The 19,425-nt window shown below is 71.4% G+C and carries 27 protein-coding genes and 1 pseudogene; 16 read left to right on the top strand and 12 right to left on the bottom strand.

Going from position 1 to position 19,425, the window contains the following annotated elements:
• Positions 1-125: 125 nt before the first annotated feature.
• Together treY and treZ are read left to right on the top strand one after the other, a co-directional pair.
• Complete coding sequence (treY, locus tag BX285_RS14815) at positions 126-2,558, top strand: malto-oligosyltrehalose synthase (protein ID WP_121177515.1); 2,433 nt, start codon at positions 126-128, stop codon at positions 2,556-2,558.
• Positions 2,558-4,306, top strand: coding sequence for a malto-oligosyltrehalose trehalohydrolase (treZ, locus tag BX285_RS14810; protein ID WP_121175370.1), 1,749 nt, complete (start codon positions 2,558-2,560; stop codon positions 4,304-4,306). Before treY ends, treZ begins: the two co-directional genes overlap by 1 nt.
• A 55-nt stretch (positions 4,307-4,361) precedes the next feature.
• Here treZ and BX285_RS14805 read toward each other — a convergent pair whose 3' ends face one another.
• Both BX285_RS14805 and BX285_RS14800 read right to left on the bottom strand, forming a co-directional pair.
• Positions 4,362-5,255 carry a transketolase family protein gene (locus tag BX285_RS14805; protein ID WP_121175369.1) on the bottom strand — a complete coding sequence of 298 codons (894 nt, stop codon included), beginning with the start codon at positions 5,253-5,255 and terminating at the stop codon, positions 4,362-4,364.
• A 110-nt stretch (positions 5,256-5,365) separates the two neighbouring features.
• Complete coding sequence (locus tag BX285_RS14800) at positions 5,366-6,079, bottom strand: thiamine pyrophosphate-dependent enzyme (protein WP_097238408.1); 714 nt, start codon at positions 6,077-6,079, stop codon at positions 5,366-5,368.
• A gap of 57 nt (positions 6,080-6,136) precedes the next feature.
• Between BX285_RS14800 and soxR the strand changes: the two genes are divergently transcribed.
• Together soxR and BX285_RS14790 are read left to right on the top strand one after the other, a co-directional pair.
• The gene (gene soxR / locus BX285_RS14795) at positions 6,137-6,685 is read left to right on the top strand and encodes a redox-sensitive transcriptional activator SoxR (protein WP_097238407.1); all 549 of its coding nucleotides are present in this window, start codon (positions 6,137-6,139) and stop codon (positions 6,683-6,685) included.
• A gap of 76 nt (positions 6,686-6,761) precedes the next feature.
• Positions 6,762-7,688 (top strand): phosphotransferase family protein, encoded by a 927-nt coding sequence (locus BX285_RS14790; RefSeq protein WP_183107076.1) that lies wholly within the window; start codon positions 6,762-6,764, stop codon positions 7,686-7,688.
• 41 nt (positions 7,689-7,729) lie between these two features.
• Here the strand turns inward: BX285_RS14790 and BX285_RS14785 are convergent, their stop codons facing one another.
• Complete coding sequence (locus BX285_RS14785) at positions 7,730-8,353, bottom strand: TetR/AcrR family transcriptional regulator (protein ID WP_121175368.1); 624 nt, start codon at positions 8,351-8,353, stop codon at positions 7,730-7,732.
• A 140-nt stretch (positions 8,354-8,493) separates the two neighbouring features.
• Here BX285_RS14785 and BX285_RS14780 point away from each other — a divergent pair, with 140 nt between their 5' ends.
• Together BX285_RS14780 and BX285_RS14775 are read left to right on the top strand one after the other, a co-directional pair.
• On the top strand, positions 8,494-9,165 hold the full coding sequence (locus BX285_RS14780) for a DUF998 domain-containing protein (RefSeq protein ID WP_121175367.1): 672 nt from the start codon (positions 8,494-8,496) through the stop codon (positions 9,163-9,165).
• A 69-nt stretch (positions 9,166-9,234) separates the two neighbouring features.
• Complete coding sequence (locus BX285_RS14775) at positions 9,235-9,447, top strand: DUF4287 domain-containing protein (RefSeq protein ID WP_097238404.1); 213 nt, start codon at positions 9,235-9,237, stop codon at positions 9,445-9,447.
• Between the two features lie 131 nt (positions 9,448-9,578).
• On the opposite strand, the gene BX285_RS14770 is transcribed toward BX285_RS14775, so the two are convergent.
• The gene (locus BX285_RS14770) at positions 9,579-10,100 is read right to left on the bottom strand and encodes a GNAT family N-acetyltransferase (RefSeq protein ID WP_121175366.1); all 522 of its coding nucleotides are present in this window, start codon (positions 10,098-10,100) and stop codon (positions 9,579-9,581) included.
• Positions 10,101-10,174: 74 nt separating this feature from the next.
• Positions 10,175-10,768, bottom strand: coding sequence for a TetR/AcrR family transcriptional regulator (locus BX285_RS14765; RefSeq protein ID WP_097238402.1), 594 nt, complete (start codon positions 10,766-10,768; stop codon positions 10,175-10,177).
• 64 nt (positions 10,769-10,832) lie between these two features.
• Between BX285_RS14765 and BX285_RS14760 the strand changes: the two genes are divergently transcribed.
• From BX285_RS14760 to BX285_RS14750, 4 genes are all read left to right on the top strand, one after another.
• Positions 10,833-11,315 carry an SRPBCC family protein gene (locus tag BX285_RS14760; protein ID WP_121175365.1) on the top strand — a complete coding sequence of 161 codons (483 nt, stop codon included), beginning with the start codon at positions 10,833-10,835 and terminating at the stop codon, positions 11,313-11,315.
• A 74-nt stretch (positions 11,316-11,389) separates the two neighbouring features.
• On the top strand, positions 11,390-11,713 hold the full coding sequence (locus BX285_RS14755) for a hypothetical protein (RefSeq protein ID WP_183107075.1): 324 nt from the start codon (positions 11,390-11,392) through the stop codon (positions 11,711-11,713).
• 285 nt (positions 11,714-11,998) lie between these two features.
• The gene (locus BX285_RS38360; protein ID WP_257032836.1) at positions 11,999-12,133 is read left to right on the top strand and encodes a hypothetical protein; all 135 of its coding nucleotides are present in this window, start codon (positions 11,999-12,001) and stop codon (positions 12,131-12,133) included.
• Positions 12,134-12,248: 115 nt separating this feature from the next.
• Positions 12,249-12,680, top strand: a complete 432-nt coding sequence (locus BX285_RS14750) for an SRPBCC family protein (RefSeq protein ID WP_179852910.1) — start codon at positions 12,249-12,251, stop codon at positions 12,678-12,680.
• A 4-nt stretch (positions 12,681-12,684) separates the two neighbouring features.
• Here BX285_RS14750 and BX285_RS14745 read toward each other — a convergent pair whose 3' ends face one another.
• The 4 genes from BX285_RS14745 to BX285_RS14735 form a co-directional block, all read right to left on the bottom strand.
• Entirely contained in the window at positions 12,685-13,146 is a 462-nt protein-coding gene (locus tag BX285_RS14745; protein WP_143685822.1) for a hypothetical protein, read from the bottom strand.
• Between the two features lie 64 nt (positions 13,147-13,210).
• Positions 13,211-13,387, bottom strand: a complete 177-nt coding sequence (locus BX285_RS37315) for a hypothetical protein (RefSeq protein WP_183107074.1) — start codon at positions 13,385-13,387, stop codon at positions 13,211-13,213.
• The gene (locus BX285_RS14740) at positions 13,384-13,659 is read right to left on the bottom strand and encodes a hypothetical protein (protein ID WP_097238396.1); all 276 of its coding nucleotides are present in this window, start codon (positions 13,657-13,659) and stop codon (positions 13,384-13,386) included. Before BX285_RS14740 ends, BX285_RS37315 begins: the two co-directional genes overlap by 4 nt.
• Entirely contained in the window at positions 13,656-14,051 is a 396-nt protein-coding gene (locus BX285_RS14735) for an ATP-binding protein (RefSeq protein ID WP_121175363.1), read from the bottom strand. Before BX285_RS14735 ends, BX285_RS14740 begins: the two co-directional genes overlap by 4 nt.
• Before the next feature lie 248 nt (positions 14,052-14,299).
• Here BX285_RS14735 and BX285_RS14730 point away from each other — a divergent pair, with 248 nt between their 5' ends.
• Entirely contained in the window at positions 14,300-15,154 is an 855-nt protein-coding gene (locus BX285_RS14730; RefSeq protein WP_121175362.1) for a helix-turn-helix transcriptional regulator, read from the top strand.
• Positions 15,151-15,360, top strand: a complete 210-nt coding sequence (locus BX285_RS14725) for a DUF397 domain-containing protein (RefSeq protein WP_121175361.1) — start codon at positions 15,151-15,153, stop codon at positions 15,358-15,360. Before BX285_RS14730 ends, BX285_RS14725 begins: the two co-directional genes overlap by 4 nt.
• A gap of 255 nt (positions 15,361-15,615) precedes the next feature.
• Here BX285_RS14725 and BX285_RS14720 read toward each other — a convergent pair whose 3' ends face one another.
• The 3 genes from BX285_RS14720 to BX285_RS36835 form a co-directional block, all read right to left on the bottom strand.
• Entirely contained in the window at positions 15,616-16,317 is a 702-nt protein-coding gene (locus BX285_RS14720) for a DUF1062 domain-containing protein (protein ID WP_121175360.1), read from the bottom strand.
• 385 nt (positions 16,318-16,702) lie between these two features.
• On the bottom strand, positions 16,703-17,203 hold the full coding sequence (locus BX285_RS14715) for a DUF6879 family protein (RefSeq protein ID WP_097238391.1): 501 nt from the start codon (positions 17,201-17,203) through the stop codon (positions 16,703-16,705).
• A complete protein-coding gene (locus tag BX285_RS36835; RefSeq protein WP_143685821.1) occupies positions 17,172-17,423 on the bottom strand; it encodes a hypothetical protein in 252 nt (83 codons plus the stop codon). Before BX285_RS36835 ends, BX285_RS14715 begins: the two co-directional genes overlap by 32 nt.
• Here BX285_RS36835 and BX285_RS14710 point away from each other — a divergent pair.
• From BX285_RS14710 to BX285_RS14695, 4 genes and pseudogenes are all read left to right on the top strand, one after another.
• Positions 17,419-17,600 (top strand): annotated as a pseudogene (locus tag BX285_RS14710) (methyltransferase); the annotation flags it as partial. The gene BX285_RS36835 and the pseudogene BX285_RS14710 overlap by 5 nt on opposite strands.
• Before the next feature lie 100 nt (positions 17,601-17,700).
• Entirely contained in the window at positions 17,701-17,964 is a 264-nt protein-coding gene (locus BX285_RS14705) for a hypothetical protein (RefSeq protein ID WP_097238390.1), read from the top strand.
• Positions 17,936-18,460, top strand: a complete 525-nt coding sequence (locus BX285_RS14700; RefSeq protein WP_097238389.1) for a DUF6879 family protein — start codon at positions 17,936-17,938, stop codon at positions 18,458-18,460. Before BX285_RS14705 ends, BX285_RS14700 begins: the two co-directional genes overlap by 29 nt.
• Positions 18,461-18,484: 24 nt before the next feature.
• A complete protein-coding gene (locus BX285_RS14695) occupies positions 18,485-19,333 on the top strand; it encodes a helix-turn-helix transcriptional regulator (protein WP_097238388.1) in 849 nt (282 codons plus the stop codon).
• Positions 19,334-19,425: the final 92 nt, after the last annotated feature.

The following is a 19,425-nucleotide window of genomic DNA, read 5'->3' as shown; positions in this document are numbered from 1 at the left end:
CGAATCAGGTCACCTGTTCGGGTCAGCAGCGGGTCTTGGCGGCGGGCTCCCCGGGTACCTATGGAGCTATGACCTCCGCCGCCGAGCCCGCGCAGCCCCGCCCGGCCGCCCCCGTCCCCTCCGGCATGCCCAGCGCCGCGCCCGCCGCCGTGCCCAACGTGCCCACCGCCAGCTACCGCCTCCAGCTCCAGCCCGGCTTCACCCTGCGCGACGCCACCGCCGCCGTCCCCTACCTGGCCGCCCTCGGCGTCTCCCACCTGCACCTCTCCCCGCTGCTGGAGGCCGTCCCCGGCTCCACCCACGGCTACGACACCGTCGACCACACCCGGATCAGCGAGCAGCTCGGCGGCGAGGACGCCCTGCGGGCCCTCGCCGCCGAAGCCCACCGCCACCGGCTGGGGCTGATCGCCGACGTGGTGCCCAACCACATGGCCGTGCCCGCCCCCGAACGGCTCAACCGGCCGCTGTGGCAGGTGCTGCGCGACGGACCGGACTCCCCGTACGCGCGCTGGTTCGACATCGACTGGGACGCCCAGCCCGGCCCCGCCGACGCCCCGGACCGCGGCCGGGTGCTGCTGCCGCTGCTCGGCGACCGGCTCGGCGCCGTCCTGGACCAGCTGACCGTGGACGACGGGGTGCTGCGCTACCACCGGCACGAACTGCCGCTGCGCCCCGGCACCGAGGACCTGCCGCTGCCCGACCTGCTCGCCCGCCAGTGGTACCGGCTCTCCTGGTGGCGGCTGGCCCGCACCGAGCTCAACTACCGGCGCTTCTTCACCGTCAACGAGCTGATCGCGCTGCGGGTCGAGGACCCGGAGGTCTTCGCCGCCACCCACGCCGTCCTGCTGCGGCTGCACGCCGACGGCGTCCTGGACGGCTTCCGGATCGACCACCCGGACGGGCTCGCCGACCCCCGCGGCTACCTGCGCCGCCTCGCGGACGCCACCGGCGGCGCCTACACCGTGGTGGAGAAGATCCTCGCCGGCGAGGAGCGGCTGCCCGAGGACTGGCCGGTCGCCGGCACCACCGGCTACGACGCGCTGCGCCGCATCGACGGCGTGCTCACCGACCACGCGGGCGCCTGCCGGCTGGCCGGGGCGTACGAGTCCTTCCTGCACGGCGGCCCGGTCCACGACCCGTGCGAGGACCCGCACCCCGCGATCGCCGCCGCCCGGCGCGGGCGGGCCGAGATGACCGGACCGGACGGCGAACTGGCCGCCGAGGTCGAGCGGCTGGTCCGCATCGCGCTGCGGATCGGCGCCGTCGAGCCCGCGCACGCCGACCACGCGCCCGGACAGCTGCACGCGGCGATCGGGCGGCTGCTCACCGGCTACCCGGCCTACCGGCCGTACGCCCGGCCCGGCGAGCCGGTGCCCGCGGCCTCGGAGCAGCAGATGCACGCCGCCCTGGACGGCTCCGCCGACCCGACCGACCGGCTGGTGGCCGCGCTGGCGCTCGGCCGGCTGGGGCGCGGCCCGGACCACGACGAGTTCTGCGTGCGCTTCGCCCAGACCGCGGCCGCGGTGGCCGCCAAGGGCGTCGAGGACACCGCCTTCTACCGCTGGAACGCCCTGCCCGGGCTCAACGAGGTCGGCGGCGAGCCCGCCCGGCCGGGGCTGCACCCGGCCGAGTTCCACGACTGGTGCCGCCGGCAGGAGCGCGACCGGCCGCACTCCATGACCGTGCTCTCCACCCACGACACCAAGCGCAGCGCCGACGCCCGCGCCCGGCTCGCCGTCCTCGCCGAGCAGCCCGCGGCCTGGGCCGCCGAGGCCGCCGCCTGGTCCACCGCGGCCGGCCCGGCCCATCCCGCCCTCGACCGGGACGCCGACTGGCTGCTCTGGCACACCCTGGTCGCCGCCTGGCCGATCGCCCCGGACCGACTGGTCGCCGCCCTGCTCAAGGCCGTCCGCGAGGCCAAGCTGCACACCTCCTGGACCGCCCCCGACCCCCGCTACGAGCAGGCCCTGGAGGACCGGGCCCGCGCCGTGTACGGCAACCCCGGGCTGCTCCCCCGGATCGAGGGCCGGGTGCACGCCCTCGCCCCGTACGCCCGCTCCAACACCCTCGCCGCCGCCCTGCTGCACCTCACCGTGCCGGGCGTGCCGGACCTCTACCAGGGCAGCGAGGAGCCGCTGTACACCCTGGTCGACCCGGACAACCGGGCCCCGGTGGACCTCGGCGCGCTCGCCGTGCGGCTCACCGACTCGGCCACCGCGCGCCCCGGTGACCTCGCCCGCGAGAAGCTGCACCTGACCGCCACCGCGCTGCACCTGCGCCGCTCCCGCCCGCTCGGCCCGTACCGGCCGCTGCCCGTCGTCGACGTCTCCAGCGACCACCTGCTGGCCTTCGCCCGGGGCGACGACGTGGTCACCGCCGTCACCCGGCTGCCGTACGGGCTGGAACGGGCGGGCGGCTGGCGGGACACCGTGCTGGAGCTGCCGGCCGGCGGGGCGTGGACGGACGAACTGACCCTGCGCAGCTTCCCGGCCGGGGCCGTACCGGTGGCCGAGCTGCTGGCGGTCCACCCGGTGGCGCTGCTGACGAGGAGGGGCTGATGCCGGCCTACCAGGTGTGGGCGCCCAACGCCGTGACCGGCGTGTCCGTCGAAGTCGACGGCTCCGCCCACGAGTTGACGCGCTGCGCCGACCGCCACGGCTGGTGGTCCGGCGAGGCGCCGGACGGCGACTACGCCTTCCGGCTCGACGGCGGCCCGCCGTTGCCCGACCCGCGCTCGGCCTGGCAGCCGCACGGCCCGGACGGCCCCAGCCGCCGGGTGGACCACGCCGCCTTCCACTGGTCGCACACCGGCTGGCGCGGCCGCGCCCTGCCCGGAGCAGTGCTCTACGAGCTGCACATCGGCACCTTCACCCCGCGCGGTACCTTCGAGGCGGCCGCCGAACACCTGGACCACCTGGTCGAGTTGGGCGTCGACTTCGTCGAGCTGATGCCGGTCTGCCCGTTCCCCGGCAAGCACGGCTGGGGCTACGACGGGGTCTCGCTCTGGGCCGTCCACGAGCCCTACGGCGGGCCCGAGGGGCTGAAACGCTTCGTGGACGCGGCACACCGCAAGGGCCTCGGCGTGGTGCTGGACGTCGTGCACAACCACCTCGGCCCGTCCGGCAACCACCTTCCCGCGTACGGCCCGTACTTCACCGACCGGCACCACACCCCGTGGGGCTCCGCGGTCAACCTGGACGCGCCCGGCTCGGACGAGGTGCGCGCCTACCTCATCGGCAGCGCACTGGCCTGGCTGCGCGACTACCGGATCGACGGGCTGCGACTGGACGCCGTGCACGCCCTCGCGGACGACCGGGCGGTCCACTTCCTCGAAGAACTCTCCGACGAGGTCGGGAAGTTGGCGGTCGCGACGAACCGGCCGCTGTTCCTGGTCGCCGAGTCCGACCTCAACTCCCCCCGCACCACCGCCCCGCGCGAGGCCGGCGGCCAGGGCCTCACCGCCCAGTGGAACGACGACTTCCACCACGCCCTGCACTGCGCGCTCACCGGCGAATCCCAGGGCTACTACGCCGACTTCGCCCGCGAACCGCTCGCCGCCGTCGCCAGGACGCTCACCCGCGGGTACTTCCACGACGGCACCTGGTCCTCCTTCCGGGGCCGCAGCCACGGGCGCCCGTTCCCCACCGGCGAAGGCCACCGCCTCCTCGGCTACCTGCAGACCCACGACCAGGTCGGCAACCGGGCGCTCGGCGACCGCATCTCCACCACGCTCCCGGCCGGCCGGCTCGCCTGCGGCGCCGCGCTCGTCCTCACCTCGCCGTTCACCCCGATGCTGTTCATGGGCGAGGAATGGGGCGCCGCCACCCCCTGGCAGTACTTCACCGACCACACCGACCCGGACCTCGCAGAAGCCGTCCGCCGGGGCCGGCGACGGGAGTTCGCCGAACACGGCTGGGCTGCCGAGGCCGTCCCCGACCCGCAGGAGCCCGCCACCGTCCTGCGCTCCGTCCTCGACTGGACCGAGCCCCGGCGCTCCCCGCACGCCGAACTGCTCGACTGGTACCGGATGTTGATCCGGCTGCGGCGCGAACGGCCGGAACTCGCCGACCCGGACCTCGGCGCGGTGCGGACGTCGTACGACGAGGCGGCGGGCTGGATCGTCGTGCACCGCGGGCCGTACCGGGTCGCGGTCAACCTCGGGCCGGCCGAGGCCGTGCTGCCGCTGGGGGCCGCCGGGCGGGAGGTGGTCGCGGCCTTCGGGCCGGCGGCGCTGGACGGCGCGACGGTGCGGTTGGGTACGGACGCGGTGGCCGTGGTCGCGGTGGCCGCCGTGGTCGCCGGGTAGCCCGGGCGGGTGGGGGGTTCGGGCGGCTCGGGCGGCTCGGGCGGCTCGGCGGCGCTCACCAGAGGAAGGTGCCGATCCGCTCGCGCAGCGCGGGCGCGTCCAGGCCGTACGCGGCCAGGTGCTCCGCGATCGAGCCGTAGTGCCGGTGCTCCTCGCGCGGCACGCCCAGGCCCAGCACCCGGTGCGGGCGGTCGCCCAGCGCCGCGTGCGCCTCGTTCGCCGAGGTGCCCGCCAGGTACGGCTCGACCAGCACCACGTCCGCCCGGTCGCCGGCCGCCGCGCGCAGCCCGGCGGCGTCGAAGGGGCGCACCGTCGCCGCGTACAGCACCGTGACGTCCAGGCCCTCGGTCGCGGCGAGCACCGCGTCCAGCATCGGCCCGACGGCCAGCACCACACCGCGTGAGCCCTGGCGGACCGTGGTGAAGCGGCCCGGCTCCACGGCCACGGCGGCGTCGTTCTGGTGCGCCGACAGCCGGACGTACACGTTGCGGTCGCCGTCCGCGTAGGCGTGGCGCAGCAGTTGCTCGGCCTCGTCCGGGTGGCCGGGGACGTGGACGGTCCAGTCCGGCAGGGTGTCCAGCAGTGCGACGTCGCCCGGGGACATGTGGGTGCGGCCGCCGGCCGGCCAGTCGTACGAGCCGGCCGCGCTGACCAGGACGGCGCCGACGCCCTGGTGGACCAGGTCCAACTTGACCTGCTCGAAGGGCCGTTCGATCAGGAAGCTGGCGAAGGTGTGGGCGATCGGGCGCATCCCGGTGAGCGCCAGGCCGCCGGCCGCGCCGATCAGCAGCTGTTCGCGGATGCCGACGTTGACCACCCGGTCGGGATGGCGTTCCTGGGCGGGGGCGAAGGCGGCTGCGGTGATGTCGGCGAGCACCACGGCCAGGCGGGGGTCCTCGTCCAGCAGGCGGGTGGTGACGTCGACGAAGCGGTCGCGCATGGTGTCCATCGGTGGGGGTCCTCTCGGGGTGTGCGTCGTGTGGTGTCGTGGCTCGGTGCGTACGGGACGTGCTCAGGAATCCTCGGGCTCAGGAGTCCTTGCGCTCAGAGTCCTTGCGCTCAGGAGTCCTTGGGCTCGACCCGGGCGACCACCACGTGCGGGCGGCCCGGGTGCTCGGCGGTGAAGGCGCGGTGCAGCGCCTCGTGATCGCGCCCGTCGACCGTCGCGGCCGACCAGCCCTCGGCCTCGAACCTGGCCGCGATCCCGCCCCGCCAGCCGTGCGTGGCCGAGGAGTTGTCGATCACCACCACGTGCAGCCGGTCCAGTCCGTACGCCCCGGCGAAGGCCACCGCCTCGCCGTTGGAGCCCTCGTCGAACTCGGCGTCGCCGACCAGCACCCACACCGCCGGGTCGGTCAGGCCCTGCGCCCGCAGCCCGAGCGCCGTGCCGACGGCCAGCGGCAGGCCGTGGCCGAGCGAGCCGGAGGCGATCTCCACGCCCGGGATCAGCGTGCGGTCCGGGTGGTGGCCGAGCGGCGAGTCGTAGCCGCCGAAGCTCGGCAGCACCGCGGGGTCGATGAAGCCCTTGGCCGCGAGCACGGCGTAGTAGGCCATCGGGCCGTGGCCCTTGGAGAGCAGGAAGCGGTCACGGTCCTGGGCCCCGGCGCCGGCCGGGCTGACCCGCAACACCCGGTCGTACAGCACCCAGAGGGCGTCCAGGGTGGAGGTGGCGGCGGGGCCGTGCTTCTCGTCGCCGGTCATCAGGCCCATCAGGGCCGGCAGGTCCTCGAAGCGGCTCTCGGTGGGGGTTTCGGCGGTTGCGTTCGTCGTCATGACCACGATGGTGCAACTTAAAGCCAGCTTGAGGTCAAGCGGTTACAGTGGGTTCCCATGACCGCCCATCCCGACGGCCGCCGCACCACCGGCCCGCACCACGCCGACCTGCTCACCATCGGCCAACTCGCCGACCGCAGCGGCCTCGCCGCGTCCGCCCTGCGCTACTACGAGAGCCTCGGCCTGATCCACGCCACCCGCACCTCCGGCGGCCAACGCCGCTACACCCGCGGCACCCTGCGCCGGATCGCCTTCATCCGCGCCGCCCAGCGGGTCGGCCTCTCCCTGGACGAGGCGAAGGTCGCCCTCGACCGCCTCCCCGAGCGCCCCGCCCCCAGCGGCACCGAGTGGGACCGGGTCGCCGAGTCCTGGCAGAGCCGGATCGACGAGCAGATCGCCGAGCTCGAACTGCTGAAGCTCAAGCTGTCCGGCTGCATCGGCTGCGGCTGCCTCTCGCTGTCCCGTTGCGCCCTCTACAACGCCGGCGACCGCGCCGGCGAGGCCGGCCCCGGCGCCCGCTACCTGCTCACCCGCGACCCGGCCGACGGGCCCGAACCGGTCTCCCCGGCCGCCGACGCCTGCGGCAGCCGCCTGCCGGGGCGGTGAAAGCCCCTCCGCCGCCGTCGCGTCGGGCGGTGAAAACCCTTTGCCGCCGCCGGTCCGGGCTGCCTACCGTGCGCCCATGCTGCCTGTGGTGGAGACGGACGAGCAGTGGGACGCGGTCGTCCCCGACGAGTCGATGATGCGCCCCGGCGCCGAGGCCCTGTGCGCCCGGCTCGGCGTCGGCGGCCTGCCGCTGGAACGCTTCGCGGAGGGCTCCGTCCCGGTCTACGCGGTGGGCGACGAGCACGTCCTCAAGCTGTTCCCGGCTGCCAGCGCCCGGGACGGCCTCACCGAACAGCGCGTCCTCGACCGGCTGTACGGCGCGCTGCCCGTCCCCACCCCGGCGCTCCGCGACGCCGGGGAGTACGTCAACGGCTGGCGCTACATCCTGATGTCCCGGCTGCCCGGCGAAGGCCTCGCCCCCGCCTGGCCGCGCCTCCCGCAGCCCGACCGGGTACGCATCGCCCACGACTGCGGCGAGGCGCTGGCCGCCCTGCACGCCCTCGACCCCGAACCGCTCGCCGACGCCCTCGGCCCCGGCGACTGGCCGGCCTTCCTGGCCCGCCAGCGGGCCGGCGCCGTCGCCCGGCAGCGCGAACGCGGCCTGCCCGAGGCCTGGGCCGAGCAGATCCCCGACTTCCTCGCCGCCGCCCCGCCGCCGACCGCCACTCCCCGACGGGCCCTGCTGCACACCGAGTTCATGCGCGAGCACCTGCTCACCGACCCGGCCACCGGCTGGCGCCTCACCGGCCTGATCGACTTCGAGCCCGCGATGATCGGCGACCCGGCCTACGACCTCGTCGCGGTCGGCCTCTTCACCACCCGCGGCGACCGGCAGCTGCTCGGGCGGCTCCTGGCCGCGTACGGCCGCCCCTTCGACCCCCGCCTGCTGATGGCGTACACGCTGCTGCACGTGTACAGCAATCTGCCCTGGTACCTCAGGGAGTTGAGACCGTCCGCCCGCACGCTGGACGCCCTCGCCGAGGAGTGGTTCGGCGTCGCCTGACAGTCGGCTTCGCAACTCCGCTGCCTGAGCGGAATGCGGGATCAGCGGTACGCGGCGAGGAAGACCCGGACGCCGGCAACGGCGTAGTGATCGAGTTCGGCCTCGTTGTGCTGCGGGCTGCCGTGGAACATGGCCTTGTTCACCGGGATCCACAGCAGCAGGCCGGAGAAGTGGTTGGCGGCCAGGAGCGGGTCCTCGATCCGCAGCAGGCCCCGGTCGGCCAGGCGTCCGAAGGTGTCGGCCAGGGTGGCCAGTACCCGCTCGAAGCCCTGCTGGTACCAGGCGGCGCCCAGGTCGGGGAAGGTGTCGGCATTGGCGATGATGAGGCGCCGCAACTGGAGCACCTGGGGCTGGGTGAGGGTGGTCAGGAACTGGCGGGCCAGCCGGAGCAGGTTCTCCTCCAGTGAGTCCGCGTCGGCGGGGATGTCGGCCACCAGGTCGATCATGGCCTCGATCCGGTCGGTGGTGGCCAGGACGATCTCGGCGAACAGCTTCTCCTTGTCGGCGAAGTGCTTGTACACCGTCTGCTTGGACACGGCGGCCAGCTTGGCGATGTCGTCCATGCTCGTGCCGGCGTAGCCCTTCGCCATGAACACCGCCGTCGCGGCCGCCATGATCGCCTGGTGCTTGCGGGCCGAGCGGCCACCGGATTCCTGTGCTTCCATGCCTCCTCCTTCTGTCTCTTCTGGCTCTTCCGGCTCAGAGTACTGGACAGTCCAGTTCTTCGTTGGGTACCGTACCGTCCAGTTCCGCAAGTACTGTACCGTCCAGTTCTGAGATCGATCTCGGCCCAGGGGGATTTCACATGACGCAGGCGATCCGCGCACCGTTCGCCAGCCGCGCTGCCTCGACCACGCTCGCCACCCGCGCGCTGCTCGCTTGCGGGGCGGCGGCAGGTCCGCTGTTCCTGGGGGTGGGGGTGATCGAGGGCCTCACCCGCACCGGCTTCGACTTCACCCGAAACGCCATCAGCCAGCTCAGCCTCGGCTCGCTGGGCTGGATCCAGGTCGCCAGCTTCCTGGTCACCGGCACGCTGGTCACCGCCGGCGCGGTGGGCCTGCGGCGGGTGATCGGCGGCACCGCCGGCGGCACCTGGGCGCCGCGCCTGGTCGGCATGTTCGGCGCGTCCTTCCTGCTCGCCGGGGTGTTCACGGCGGACCCCGGCGCGGGCTTCCCGGCCGGCACCGCGGACGGTCCTGCCGTACTGAGTGGGCACGGAACGGTCCACATGCTCAGCGGCACGGTGGGCTACCTCGCGCTGTGCGCCGCGTTCTTCGCGCTGGCGCGGCACTTCGCCACGCGGGGACGGAGTGGCTGGGCCCTGGCCTACCGCGTCCTGCCGCTGGTGGTCATCGCCGGGTTCGCCGGCTCCGCCACCACGGTCGCGGCCTTCACCGTCGCCGCCGGCCTCGGCCTGCTCGCCCTCACGGCAGCGCTCGCCCAGCTGGCCGGCCTCGCCCCGACCTCACGGCGATAGCGGCTCCCGCTCCCGCACACACAGCCGCAACTCGAAACCACCGCACTCAGACAGACAGGACACCGCATCATGACCGCACCGGTGAAAGGCCCCGCCAGCTACTTCCCGTCGATCGAGAAGAAGTACGGCCGCCCGATCGAGCAGTGGAAGGAGTTGATCCGCACCTCGCCCCTGACCAAGCACATGGAACTCGTCGCGTGGCTCAAGTCCGAACACGGCCTCGGTCACGGGCACGCCAACGCCCTTGTCGCCCACACCCTCGCCGAACGCGGCAGCGACTGACCCGGGTCAGGCGTGAGCTCCGTGGCTCACACCCGACCCCGGGGGGCTGTCCGTGCTTGCGGACCGCTGGGGGTCCTCCGCCGCACGGGCAGCACGACCACACCCCGCAGGACTCCGGAAAACCCGGCCGCTCAGGGACGCGGGTCCGTCCGCAGCAGGCCGTAGACGACGCCGTCGCGCCACTCTCCGCCCCGGAAGGTGATGCTGCGCCGTATCCCCTCGCGGCGGAAGCCGGCCTTCTCCAGGGCGCGCTGCTCGGCGTGGTTGGCGGGGTCGGTGTCCGCCTCCAGCCGCATCACCGGCGAATGCGCGAACAGGTAGTCCACCAGCAGGCGTTGGGCCTCGCTGCCGATGCCACGGCCGCGCATCTCGGCGCGGAGCTGGATGCCGATGTTCCAGTACCAGGAGTTGTTTGCGACGTTCACCCGGCGCCACATGACGAAGCCCGCGAACTCGCCCCCGGCCCGCACCGCGAGCAACGACCACTCGTCGGAGAGCAGGCCGTTCTCGGCCCAGGTGCGGCGGAACCGGCCGGGGTCACGCCAGCCGTACCACTGGAACGGGCCCAGCTGTTCGGGGTCGCCGAGCAGGGCCTCCAACTGCGGGAGGTCGGTCTCGGTGATCGGGCTGAGGGCGATCGGTTCGTCAGTCACACCAGCACCAACGGCCACGCGAAGCACAGCAGTTCCTCGGACCGTCAAACCGGGCCGGTGACGATCCGACGGTCCTACGGCGTACCTCCGCGCAGCAGGTCGATCGCTCCGCGCTCGGCCAGCTCCTCCGCGTGCGCGGGCAGCGGGGTGCCCGCGCGCAGGTGGCGCCGGACGACGGCGAGCGGGAGGCCGACCACGGCGAGGTTGACCCGGTCGAGGTCCAGCGGTGTCGCGGCGCCGAGCCGCTCGGCGAGCCCGGCCAGCGCCTCCCGCACCTGCTCCGCGGCCTGCCGTTCGCGCTGCTGCTGCTCCGGCGGCCACTCGGCCCGGCCGAAGGCCTCCGCGCCGTGCAGCAGGACGACGGCCAGGTCGCGGTGGGCCCGGCTCCAGGCGACGACCTGACGGGCCGCCGCCCCGGCGGCCCGGTGCGGTTCGGCGTGCTCCGCGAAGACCGGCAGGTAGGCGGCGTGGAAGTCGCCCAGCGAACGCAGCCACAACTCGGCCAGCAGCGCGGCGCGCTGGGGGAAGCGGTGGTAGACGGAGCCGTTCGGCGCGCCGCTCTCGCGGGCCACGGCGGACATCGTGACGGCGGCCGGTCCACCGGCGGCGGCGAGGCGGACGGCGGCGTCGAGAAGGGAGGCTTCGTCGTGGCGGGGTGGTCTGGGCATGTAGTGGAGAGTACTCTCCACATCAATTGGAGAGAATCATCCAAAACCAGAGGGAGGCCACGGCATGGCCGTGCTCAACATCCACGAACGCAGCATCCCGGCCCAGGCGGAGGCCGTCGGCGAGCTCATCGACGGCCTGGCCGGCGCAGACGACCGGCTCTGGCCCGCGCCCGACTGGCCCCGGATGCGCTTCGACGGCCCGCTCGCGGTCGGCGCCTCCGGCGGACACGGGCCGGTCCGCTACCAGGTCGTCCAGTACCTGCCGGGCAGGTGGGTGCGGTTCCGGTTCAGCGCGCCGCGCGGGTTCCACGGGTTCCACGAGTTCACCGTCGACCCCGCGGACGGCGGTTCACGGCTGCGCCACACCATCGCCATGCGGCTGCGCGGCCCGGCACGGCTCACCTGGCCCCTCGCCTTCCGCCGGCTGCACGACGCTCTGCTCGAAGAAGCCCTCGACCGGGCCGTACGGGCGTGCGGGGGCGCGGTCGCCACCCCCGCCCGGCGAAGCCCCTACGTCCGTCTTCTGCGCCTACTGGTCCACCGCTGACCGGAAGCACACCGGAAGCCGGACCGGAAGTTGCCTGGAGGAGGTGGAGATTGTCCGTGGGAACAGTAGGAACAGTGGGACGTGGGAGCACGGTCCAGGAGGCCGGCACCCGGCCGGAGGATCGCTTCGAGCAGTGGCGGGAGGCGATCAGGCGGACGCGGGAATGCGAGGCGACCAGCGCCCGTGCGGAGTTCCTGGTCGGCCTGGACCGGCGGGCCGCCGACCTCCAGCCGGCCGAGGCGTCCCGCCTCGGAGCGGTGCTGGTCGACCTGGTGGCCGCCCGGCTCGCCCGGGAGCTCGACGCCGGGTCCGCGCCGGCGCGGGACGTCCGGCAGCGGACCGTGGTCGAGGACGTACGGGCGTTCATCCGGCAAAACCCCGGAGAGGGGGGACCGTGATCGGCCGCTCGGCCCCGGCCGGCGACACCGGCTGGTCCTGAGAGCAGTACGGGCGTCCGCCCCAACGGTTCGCCGCCGTCAGGACCCGAGAAGCACAGCAGCGAAGTACCCGCGGCCTGTGCGGATTACCGCCTCGGCCGCCCGCGAAGCGCCCTGACCTCTACGGGCGCGCGGCCCCGATGCGGATCGACCCTCTTCATCCGCGCGGCCGCCACAGCAATCCACTCGCTCCGACTCGGAGGAAACCCATCCATGTCCCGTACGTAACGACTCGCCATACGCTCCGTGGCCGCGCCCGCCGCCCTCGGCATCGGCGCCACCGGACTCGGCGCGGCGAGCACCAACACCGCAGCCAACGTCGACCACACCATCAAGTTCGGCAACCCCGGCGACCAGCCCATCACCGGCACCTGGGGCTGACACCAGCCCGACCCGGATGTCCCCGATCACGACCGCACGCCGTCTGGCGCCCGGCCCGATCCGGACCGGAGGATGGTTCCGTCTTGACGGACCACCAGGAAGGACGGAAGGAACCATGGCGGAAACGAAGGTCAGCACGGTGGTGGAGGCCCCGGCCGATCAGGTGTGGGAGCTGATCGGGGACTTCCACCGGCTCGGCCACTGGCACCCGCACCTGCCCGAGAGCACGCCCGGCAACGACCTGCCGGGCAACGCGATCGGCTCGGTGCGGGTGTTCGACCTCGACGGCACGGTGCTGTACGAGACCCTGCTCGCCTACGACGAGGAGGCCCGCAGCCACACCTACAGCTTCCCCGACGGGACGTTCCACTTCGACAACTACCGGGCCACCCTCAGGGTCACCCCGATCACCGAGCTGAACGCCAGCTTCGTGGAGTGGAACGCGAGTTACGACGTCGCGGCCGAGCACCACAAGGAGTCCACCGAGCAGGTTCACGGCGTCTTCACCTCCGGCTTGGCGGCGCTCCGGGAGCACTTCGCCGGCTGACGTGTCAGGCCGGCAGGTGCCAGGCCGCCACGAAGGAGACGGTCAGCACCCAGCCGGCCACCGACGCCACTGCGGCGAACCAGCCGAACGCGGCCGCCACGAGCCCGAACTGGCGGCCGCGTGCCCGCTGGAAGGCGGCGATCAGGGCGGGGATGGCGGCCGTCGGGAAGAGGAAGACCAGGAACACGGACCAGCCGCCGAGGCCGACCGCGGCGAGGCTGCCCACGAACAGCAGCGGGAGCGAGGCGACCGCGACCACGGCGCCGGCCGCGGCACAGGCGATCCGGAACGGGCCCTGCTCGCGGTAGAACACCGGCACGGCGCAGGCGGCGGCACTGACTGCCGCGATCACGTGCAGGATCGATCCGCCGACCCCGAACGTCATCGTCACGGTGACCAGCGGCCACAGGCAGACCGCGGTTGCCAGCGCGGCCAGCACACGTGCGCTCGTCGGCACGACAGTCATGGATCCCCCCTGCGTTCAGTTATTTGAACGTGTTCAAACCTAGCACGCAGGGGGAAGGCCGCCGTCACGCTCGACGGTCATCGTCGATCGCGGCGAGGACGCGCCGCCGGACGGTTGCCGACGCCTCCGGAAGCCACCCCGCCAACTCGGCGTCCAGGCGCCGACGTTCGGCGCGCAACAGGCGGGCGAGGCGGGTGCGGGAGCAGTGCAGGAACCACCAGTCCCGGAGGCGGTCGGTCATGCGGGCTCCCCGGAGGGGTTCGCCCAGCTGATGCGGAGTTCGCGGTCTCCGACGGCGAGCGCGAGGACGGGTTCGGCGGCGAGGTCGCGGATGACGTTGCGCTTGGCGCAGGATCCGGTGAGCCGGTACTCCAGGACGTAGTGCTGGGAGCGGGACATCGGCAGGTGGCAGATCGACGCCCAGATCCGGTCGAGCGTGTCGGCGTTGAGCGTGCGGACCGCCGGCGGCTTGAGGCCAGGGAGCTCGATGAGGATGTCGTGATCGGCCCTCACTCGGCCACCTCACACCAGACGATCTTGCCGCGCGGCTCCCGCGGGCAGCAACCCCACTTGTGCGACAGGGACTTGACCAGCTGGAGCCCGCGCCCGGCCTCGACGGTGACGCCGGGCGCGACGAGCACGGGCCTGCGGTTCCGCCGGACGTCGTGCACCTCGACACGCAGGCGGGTGGAGTCGACGTCGAGCGCCAGGTAGACGAGATAGCCGGGCGGCGCCCCGTGGAGGACGGCGTTGGTGACCAACTCCGAGACGACCAGCGCCCCGGAGTCCCAGTACCGCTCCCCGTCCGGGACGGAGGCAAGGAGGGCGGAGAGGCGGCGCCGGGCCTCGACGGGAGCGCGACGGCTGCGCGGCAGCCAGATCGTGGAGGAGGTGGAGGAAGACATGGCGAATTCACCTTCCAAGGTGCGGGGTTGAAGCCATGCAGGGGCCGGGCGAAGGCACGAGAATGCCCGGCCGCAGATCCGATCTTGATCACTCAGGCGATCCGCCGGACTACTCCCTGTAGCATGCACCCGCGAAGCAATTGCATGCAACTGCTTCCGTCGAGCAATTGCATGATCTAGCGCGAGGATTCGGCCCTCGAAGGGGTGGCAGACTATGCAAGGAAGCGAACAGCCAGGGAGTGTGACGCGTGGGCAGTCCGATCGTGCTGCGGCGTAGGCTCGGCGGCGAGCTTGGCAAGTTGCGTGCATCGCGCGAGCTGAACGCCAAGGACGTAGCCGCCGCGCTGGGTTGGTCCGCCTCGAAGCTGAGTCGCATCGAGAGCGGCTTGGTACCACTACAAGAGCGCGACGCCGCAAGACTGCTCGCTCACTACGGCGTCACTTCACCCGATGAGGTGAAGCACTTCCTCAGCCTGACCCGCCAGAGCCGCCAACAGGGTTGGTGGCACGCCTATGGCGAGGCGGTCCCGGAACGATTCCGGGCGTACGTGGGGTTCGAGTCTGACGCCACGAAGATTCTCACGTTTCAGTGTGAACTCCTTCCAGGACTATTGCAGACTGAGGCGTATGCGCGGAATGTGATGCGATCCATGCAGCCCACGGAGTCAGCCGGCGAGATCGAACGCAGACTTGCTCTACGGATGGAGCGACAGCGAATCCTCGATCGCCAAGACCCGCCTCAGATTTGGGCGATCATCGGCGAAGCCGCCATCCGACGCCCGGTCGGCGGCAACGCCGTCATGGCCGAGCAGCTACGACACATCGCCGACCTGGCCGATGAACGCCCGAACATCACCGTGCAAGTGCTCCCTTTCTCAGCTGGTGCACACGCCTCCATGGGTGCATCGTTCTCGATCCTCTTCTTCAGCGACATCCCGGGCAGCATCGTCTACTCCGAGACCATCACCAGCAAGACGTACGTCGAGGACCAGGCCGAGATCGCTCGCCACGAAGACGTATTTCACCGACTCATGGCCTCATCAATACAGCCCGAGAAGGCCATCACCCGGCTGAGAAACGTCGCAGAGGAGTACGGCATATGAGAGATCAATCCCACGAAACCATCTGGCGCAAGAGCACCTACAGCAACGGCGACGGCGACTGCGTCGAGGTCGCCGACGGCATCACCGACATCGTCCCGGTCCGCGACAGCAAGGACCCGTCCGGCCCCGCCCTCGCCTTCACCCCCGAGGCCTGGAAGTCCTTCATCGCCGCCATCCGTTGCGACGACTTTCCCACCGCCCTCTGACGCAGCTCCCCCGGGCGGCCCCGCGCACCACGCGGGGCCGCCCGGCTGCCGAGCGCCGGCGCACGACGACACACCAGAGCGCCCAGCGGACCAGTAGTGCCTTGTCAGGTCGGGGCTGTTCGCAGCGGAGTGAACACCTCCACCGCGAAAGCCTCCAACTCATCACGTGGCAGCGCCAGTTCGTCCGGAATCACGCCGACAGCGAACCGCCGAGCCGCCAGCCTGCCCAGACCCGGCGCTCCACGTAACAACGCACTACCAGGCGTGCGCCGTGGCCCGGCGTGGGAGCTCCCGGCCGGGTGCGGGCGGCAGCCCGATCCGAGCCAGGTCGGTGCGTTCGGCGTTGGGCACATCGAGGGACTTCGCGCGCTTGACCGCATCGACGGAACCGGGTCCGTGGATGGTGAGTTCGAAGTCCTGGTGCGCCTTGACGTCCGGAGCGAACGGCAGGCGGATCCGGCCGTCCGCGACCAGACGGCGCACCTCGGCCCGGCTCACGCCGAGACCGAGCTGGAGCAGCCGCTCCACCCGGACCGGCGCGGGCAGCTCGAAGCGCACCTGCACCGAGAGCGGGTTCGGGTCGTCGAGCGCGTACAGCGGCATCCGGGCCTCCAGCTCCCACGTCCCGGTCCAGTCGAGCCGGTACCGGTTCTTCGCCGCGAGCGACGTGCTCGTCACCAACTCCCGTACCGCTGCCGGCCCGTTGGTCTCGTACGCCACCAGTCGGGCCGGCTCCAGCGTCGAGACGTGGACGCGTTCGTGGACGGGCACCTTTGAGGTCCGGTCGCACGTCGCACAGCTCAGCAGCAGCCAGACGTCGAGCAGCTTGCCGCTCGCGTTGACGCGGATCTTCCCCGAGGCGCGGTGCCGCATGCCGGGACAGTCCGGGCAGGACCGGATGACGGTGGGCAGGGCGGACTGACGCACGGCCCACAGGGCCTTGCGGTCGGTATTCATGTGTGTTGGGTGCTTTCAGGACTCAGCAGGAGGGCATGCCGAACTCACTCGGCGGCTATCGCTCTCTGACGGATGCTCACGAGGGGCGCGACCCAACGCCCCGGGGCCGAGTCGTCAGGCTCCGAGGTCGATCGCGCGACAGGTACGTACTACGTGGCAGTCATCAAAAGTCCATGCGGGCGATCATCATCGAGACGGCGGCCCACGGCAACCGAATTTCCCCGTGGCTCTCGGCCGGCGGTCGCGCGCGCTCATCTCGGGCCTGCTGTGAGGCCTGTGTGGCCGGCGACAAGGCGATCTGGTGGCCGCCCACCGGCAGGCCGAGGACATGTCCATCGAGTGGAAGCGCTTCGCGGACTCGGATGGCTCTTGGTCCGACATATCGTCAGGGCTTGTAACTATCGTTGGGGACGCCGAGCGACCATGCCCGCTCGAACGCGTCATTGCAGAACCCGACCACGTCCGGGTCGGTCGAGAGCTGGATCTCGGTCTGCTGGTTGTCTCCCCCGACGAGGTTGAAGATCACCAGGTCATCCCGGATCAGACAGTCGTTCCCCGGCAACGGCACCGCCGACACGAGAGAGCGGGGAAGCCAGCGGAGAAGTTCCTCGGGGTCGGCCAACTCGATCGCCATCCGCTGGTACTCCGAGAGCGGTTCGGAGACGACACGCACGCGCCGGTAGGGGAAGCCCGGGGCGGCCTTCCCGGCCATGAACCCACGATGCCCGCCCATCGTCTCCTCGACCGTCTCACGGTCGCCTGCGCGCCACGCCTCGAACAGCGGGCGATCTACCTCGTAGAAGTCCCGCAGCTCAAGCTTCCGGACCTCCTGAGCGGGCTCGCCGAACAGCAGCTCAAGTCGGCGTGATGCCGAGATCAATTCCACAGCGCTCCCTGACGTACTTCCGTACGAACACATCCATGGTCCGCCCGGACATCTCCCCGAACGTCTCGTCGTCGGCCAGTGCGATGAGCTGATCCCGAACCCTCGGTCCGCGCTTCTTGAGCTGCACGATCCAAGAGTCACGGTCAGTCTCGTGGAACGTCTCACACTCGACGCCGCCCTGGGAGTTCGGGTCTGTGCAGAAGAACCCCACCTGGGTCACTCAGCTCGACCACGGCACGACCACCCCGCCGAACGGAGGCCCCTCCACCGGCACGCCGACCAGCTCCTCCACCCTCCCTGGTGTCGTCGCCGGATGCTCGAAGACCTCGACGTCCCCGACGGCGCGAACGTGCTGGAAGTCGGCACCGGCACCGGCTACTCCACCGCCCTGCTCTGCGCGGAAGCGGCAAACACCTGACAACTTGGTTCCGAGCCACCACGATTGGCATCACCAAGGCACGCATCGCCGCGCACGCATCGTGACAGGAGGGGTGGTCATGGCAGTACGGTTCGTGGGAATCGACCCCGAAACGGGCAAGGACCAGAGTCCCACCGTATGGGTGGACGACGAGCAGGGCGACCTGATCGTGCAGAGCTACACGGCCGACCAGGGCTTGATCACTGCTGTCCTGAAGGCCGGGCACGGACCCGACCACGACAACGTGATCCCCGCTCACGAGACGGTCATTCGAATCCCGGCACGGCTTGTGCCGCTCCTGAGGAAGGCTTGCGATGTCGCAGAGGGTTCCGAGCTTCTTTGAGCTGCTGAACGCCGCCGATCACTCGGCAGTCCACCTGGAGATGCGAGACCAATACGGGGTCTCGGAGGAATCCGACGAGTTCACCAGGTGGCATCGCGGTGAACCTGTCGACACCGACCCCGACTCGGAGTACTGGCGGGATTGGACCGAAGCCATCCGCAACTCGGTCGCGCGCGGAGTCGTTGTCCGGCGAGCCCGGATCGTTTCGGAGCCGGTGAGCGACTACATCCGCTACGAACACCACATCACCAGCGTGAACCTGGCCGCCGGCGAGCTGGTCCGCTGGCTCCCTCGAAGCCAGGCATCGGACATCGCACTCCCCGGTAACGACTTCTGGCTGTTCGACCGGAAGCTCGCCCGGTTCAACCTGTTCGACGGCTTCGGGGGAGGCCTCGGACCTCAGCACACGGAAGCCTCCGCCGTGGTGCAGCTGTGCGCCTCCGCCTTCGAATCCGTCTGGGCACGGGGCATCGACCACGAGAAGTACAGCGTCTGAGCGTGATCGACGGACCACCAGGCCATGCCCCTCTCTCCCTCGTCCAGCGCCCAGAGCGCCCGCGAAGCCCTCGCAACCCGGTTGAGAGAACTCCGGGCGGACGCGGGACTCACTGGGCATGGCCTGGCCCTCGTCCTGGGCTGGAGCGAATCGAAGGTCTCTCGGATCGCCAACGCCAAGACACCACCTTCAGACGCGGACATCCGGGCGTGGTGTGAGGCCTGTGGTGCGGGCGACAAGGCCGCCGATCTGGTAGCCGCCAACCGGCAGGCCGACGAGATGTACATCGAGTGGAAGCGCCTGCACCGAACCGGCATGAAGCATGCCCAGGAGACGGTTCTGCCGTTGGTCGAGCGAAGTCGGCAGATCCGTGTCTACTGTTCGAACGTCGTCCCAGGGATGTTGCAGCGCCGTGAGTACGCGCGCGCCCTCATGACCACCATCACCGAGTTCCAGCAGACGCCTGATGATGTCGATGCCGCCGTGGAGAGCCGCCTCCAGCGCAGCCGCTACCTGCACGAAGGCTCCCGGACCTTCGCCCTGGTGGTAGAGGAGACCGTCCTGCGCTATCCGATTGGCGACAAGGTCGCCATGGAGGATCAACTGCGGTACCTGCTGGAGATCATGGGTGCGGCCCGGGTCAGCCTCGGGGTCATCCCGTTCGGCGCGCCACGCCTCATGTGGCCACTCGAAGCGTTCTCCGTCTTCGACGACCGACAGGTGAATGCTGAACTGCTCTCCGCCGCCGTCACCATCACCACCCCTGGGGAGATCGCGGTCTACATGCGGGCGTTCAGAATCCTTGCCTCGATGGCTGTTTACGGACGGGCGGCGAAATCCTGCATCGAGGATGCTCTCACTGCCCTCGGGTGAATCCATGCAAGACGGTGCAAGGTAGTGGCACCGTACGTAACCGTATCCCTACCGTCTCCTCATGTCGCTCTCCCCCTTACGGCGCGGAGCGA

The organism is Streptomyces sp. 1114.5 (genome assembly GCF_003635085.1).
In the GTDB taxonomy this organism is placed as follows: Bacteria; Actinomycetota; Actinomycetes; order Streptomycetales; family Streptomycetaceae; genus Kitasatospora.
The sequence above is the reverse complement of the archived record's forward strand: the minus strand, read 5'-3'. Positions and strand labels throughout refer to the sequence as shown.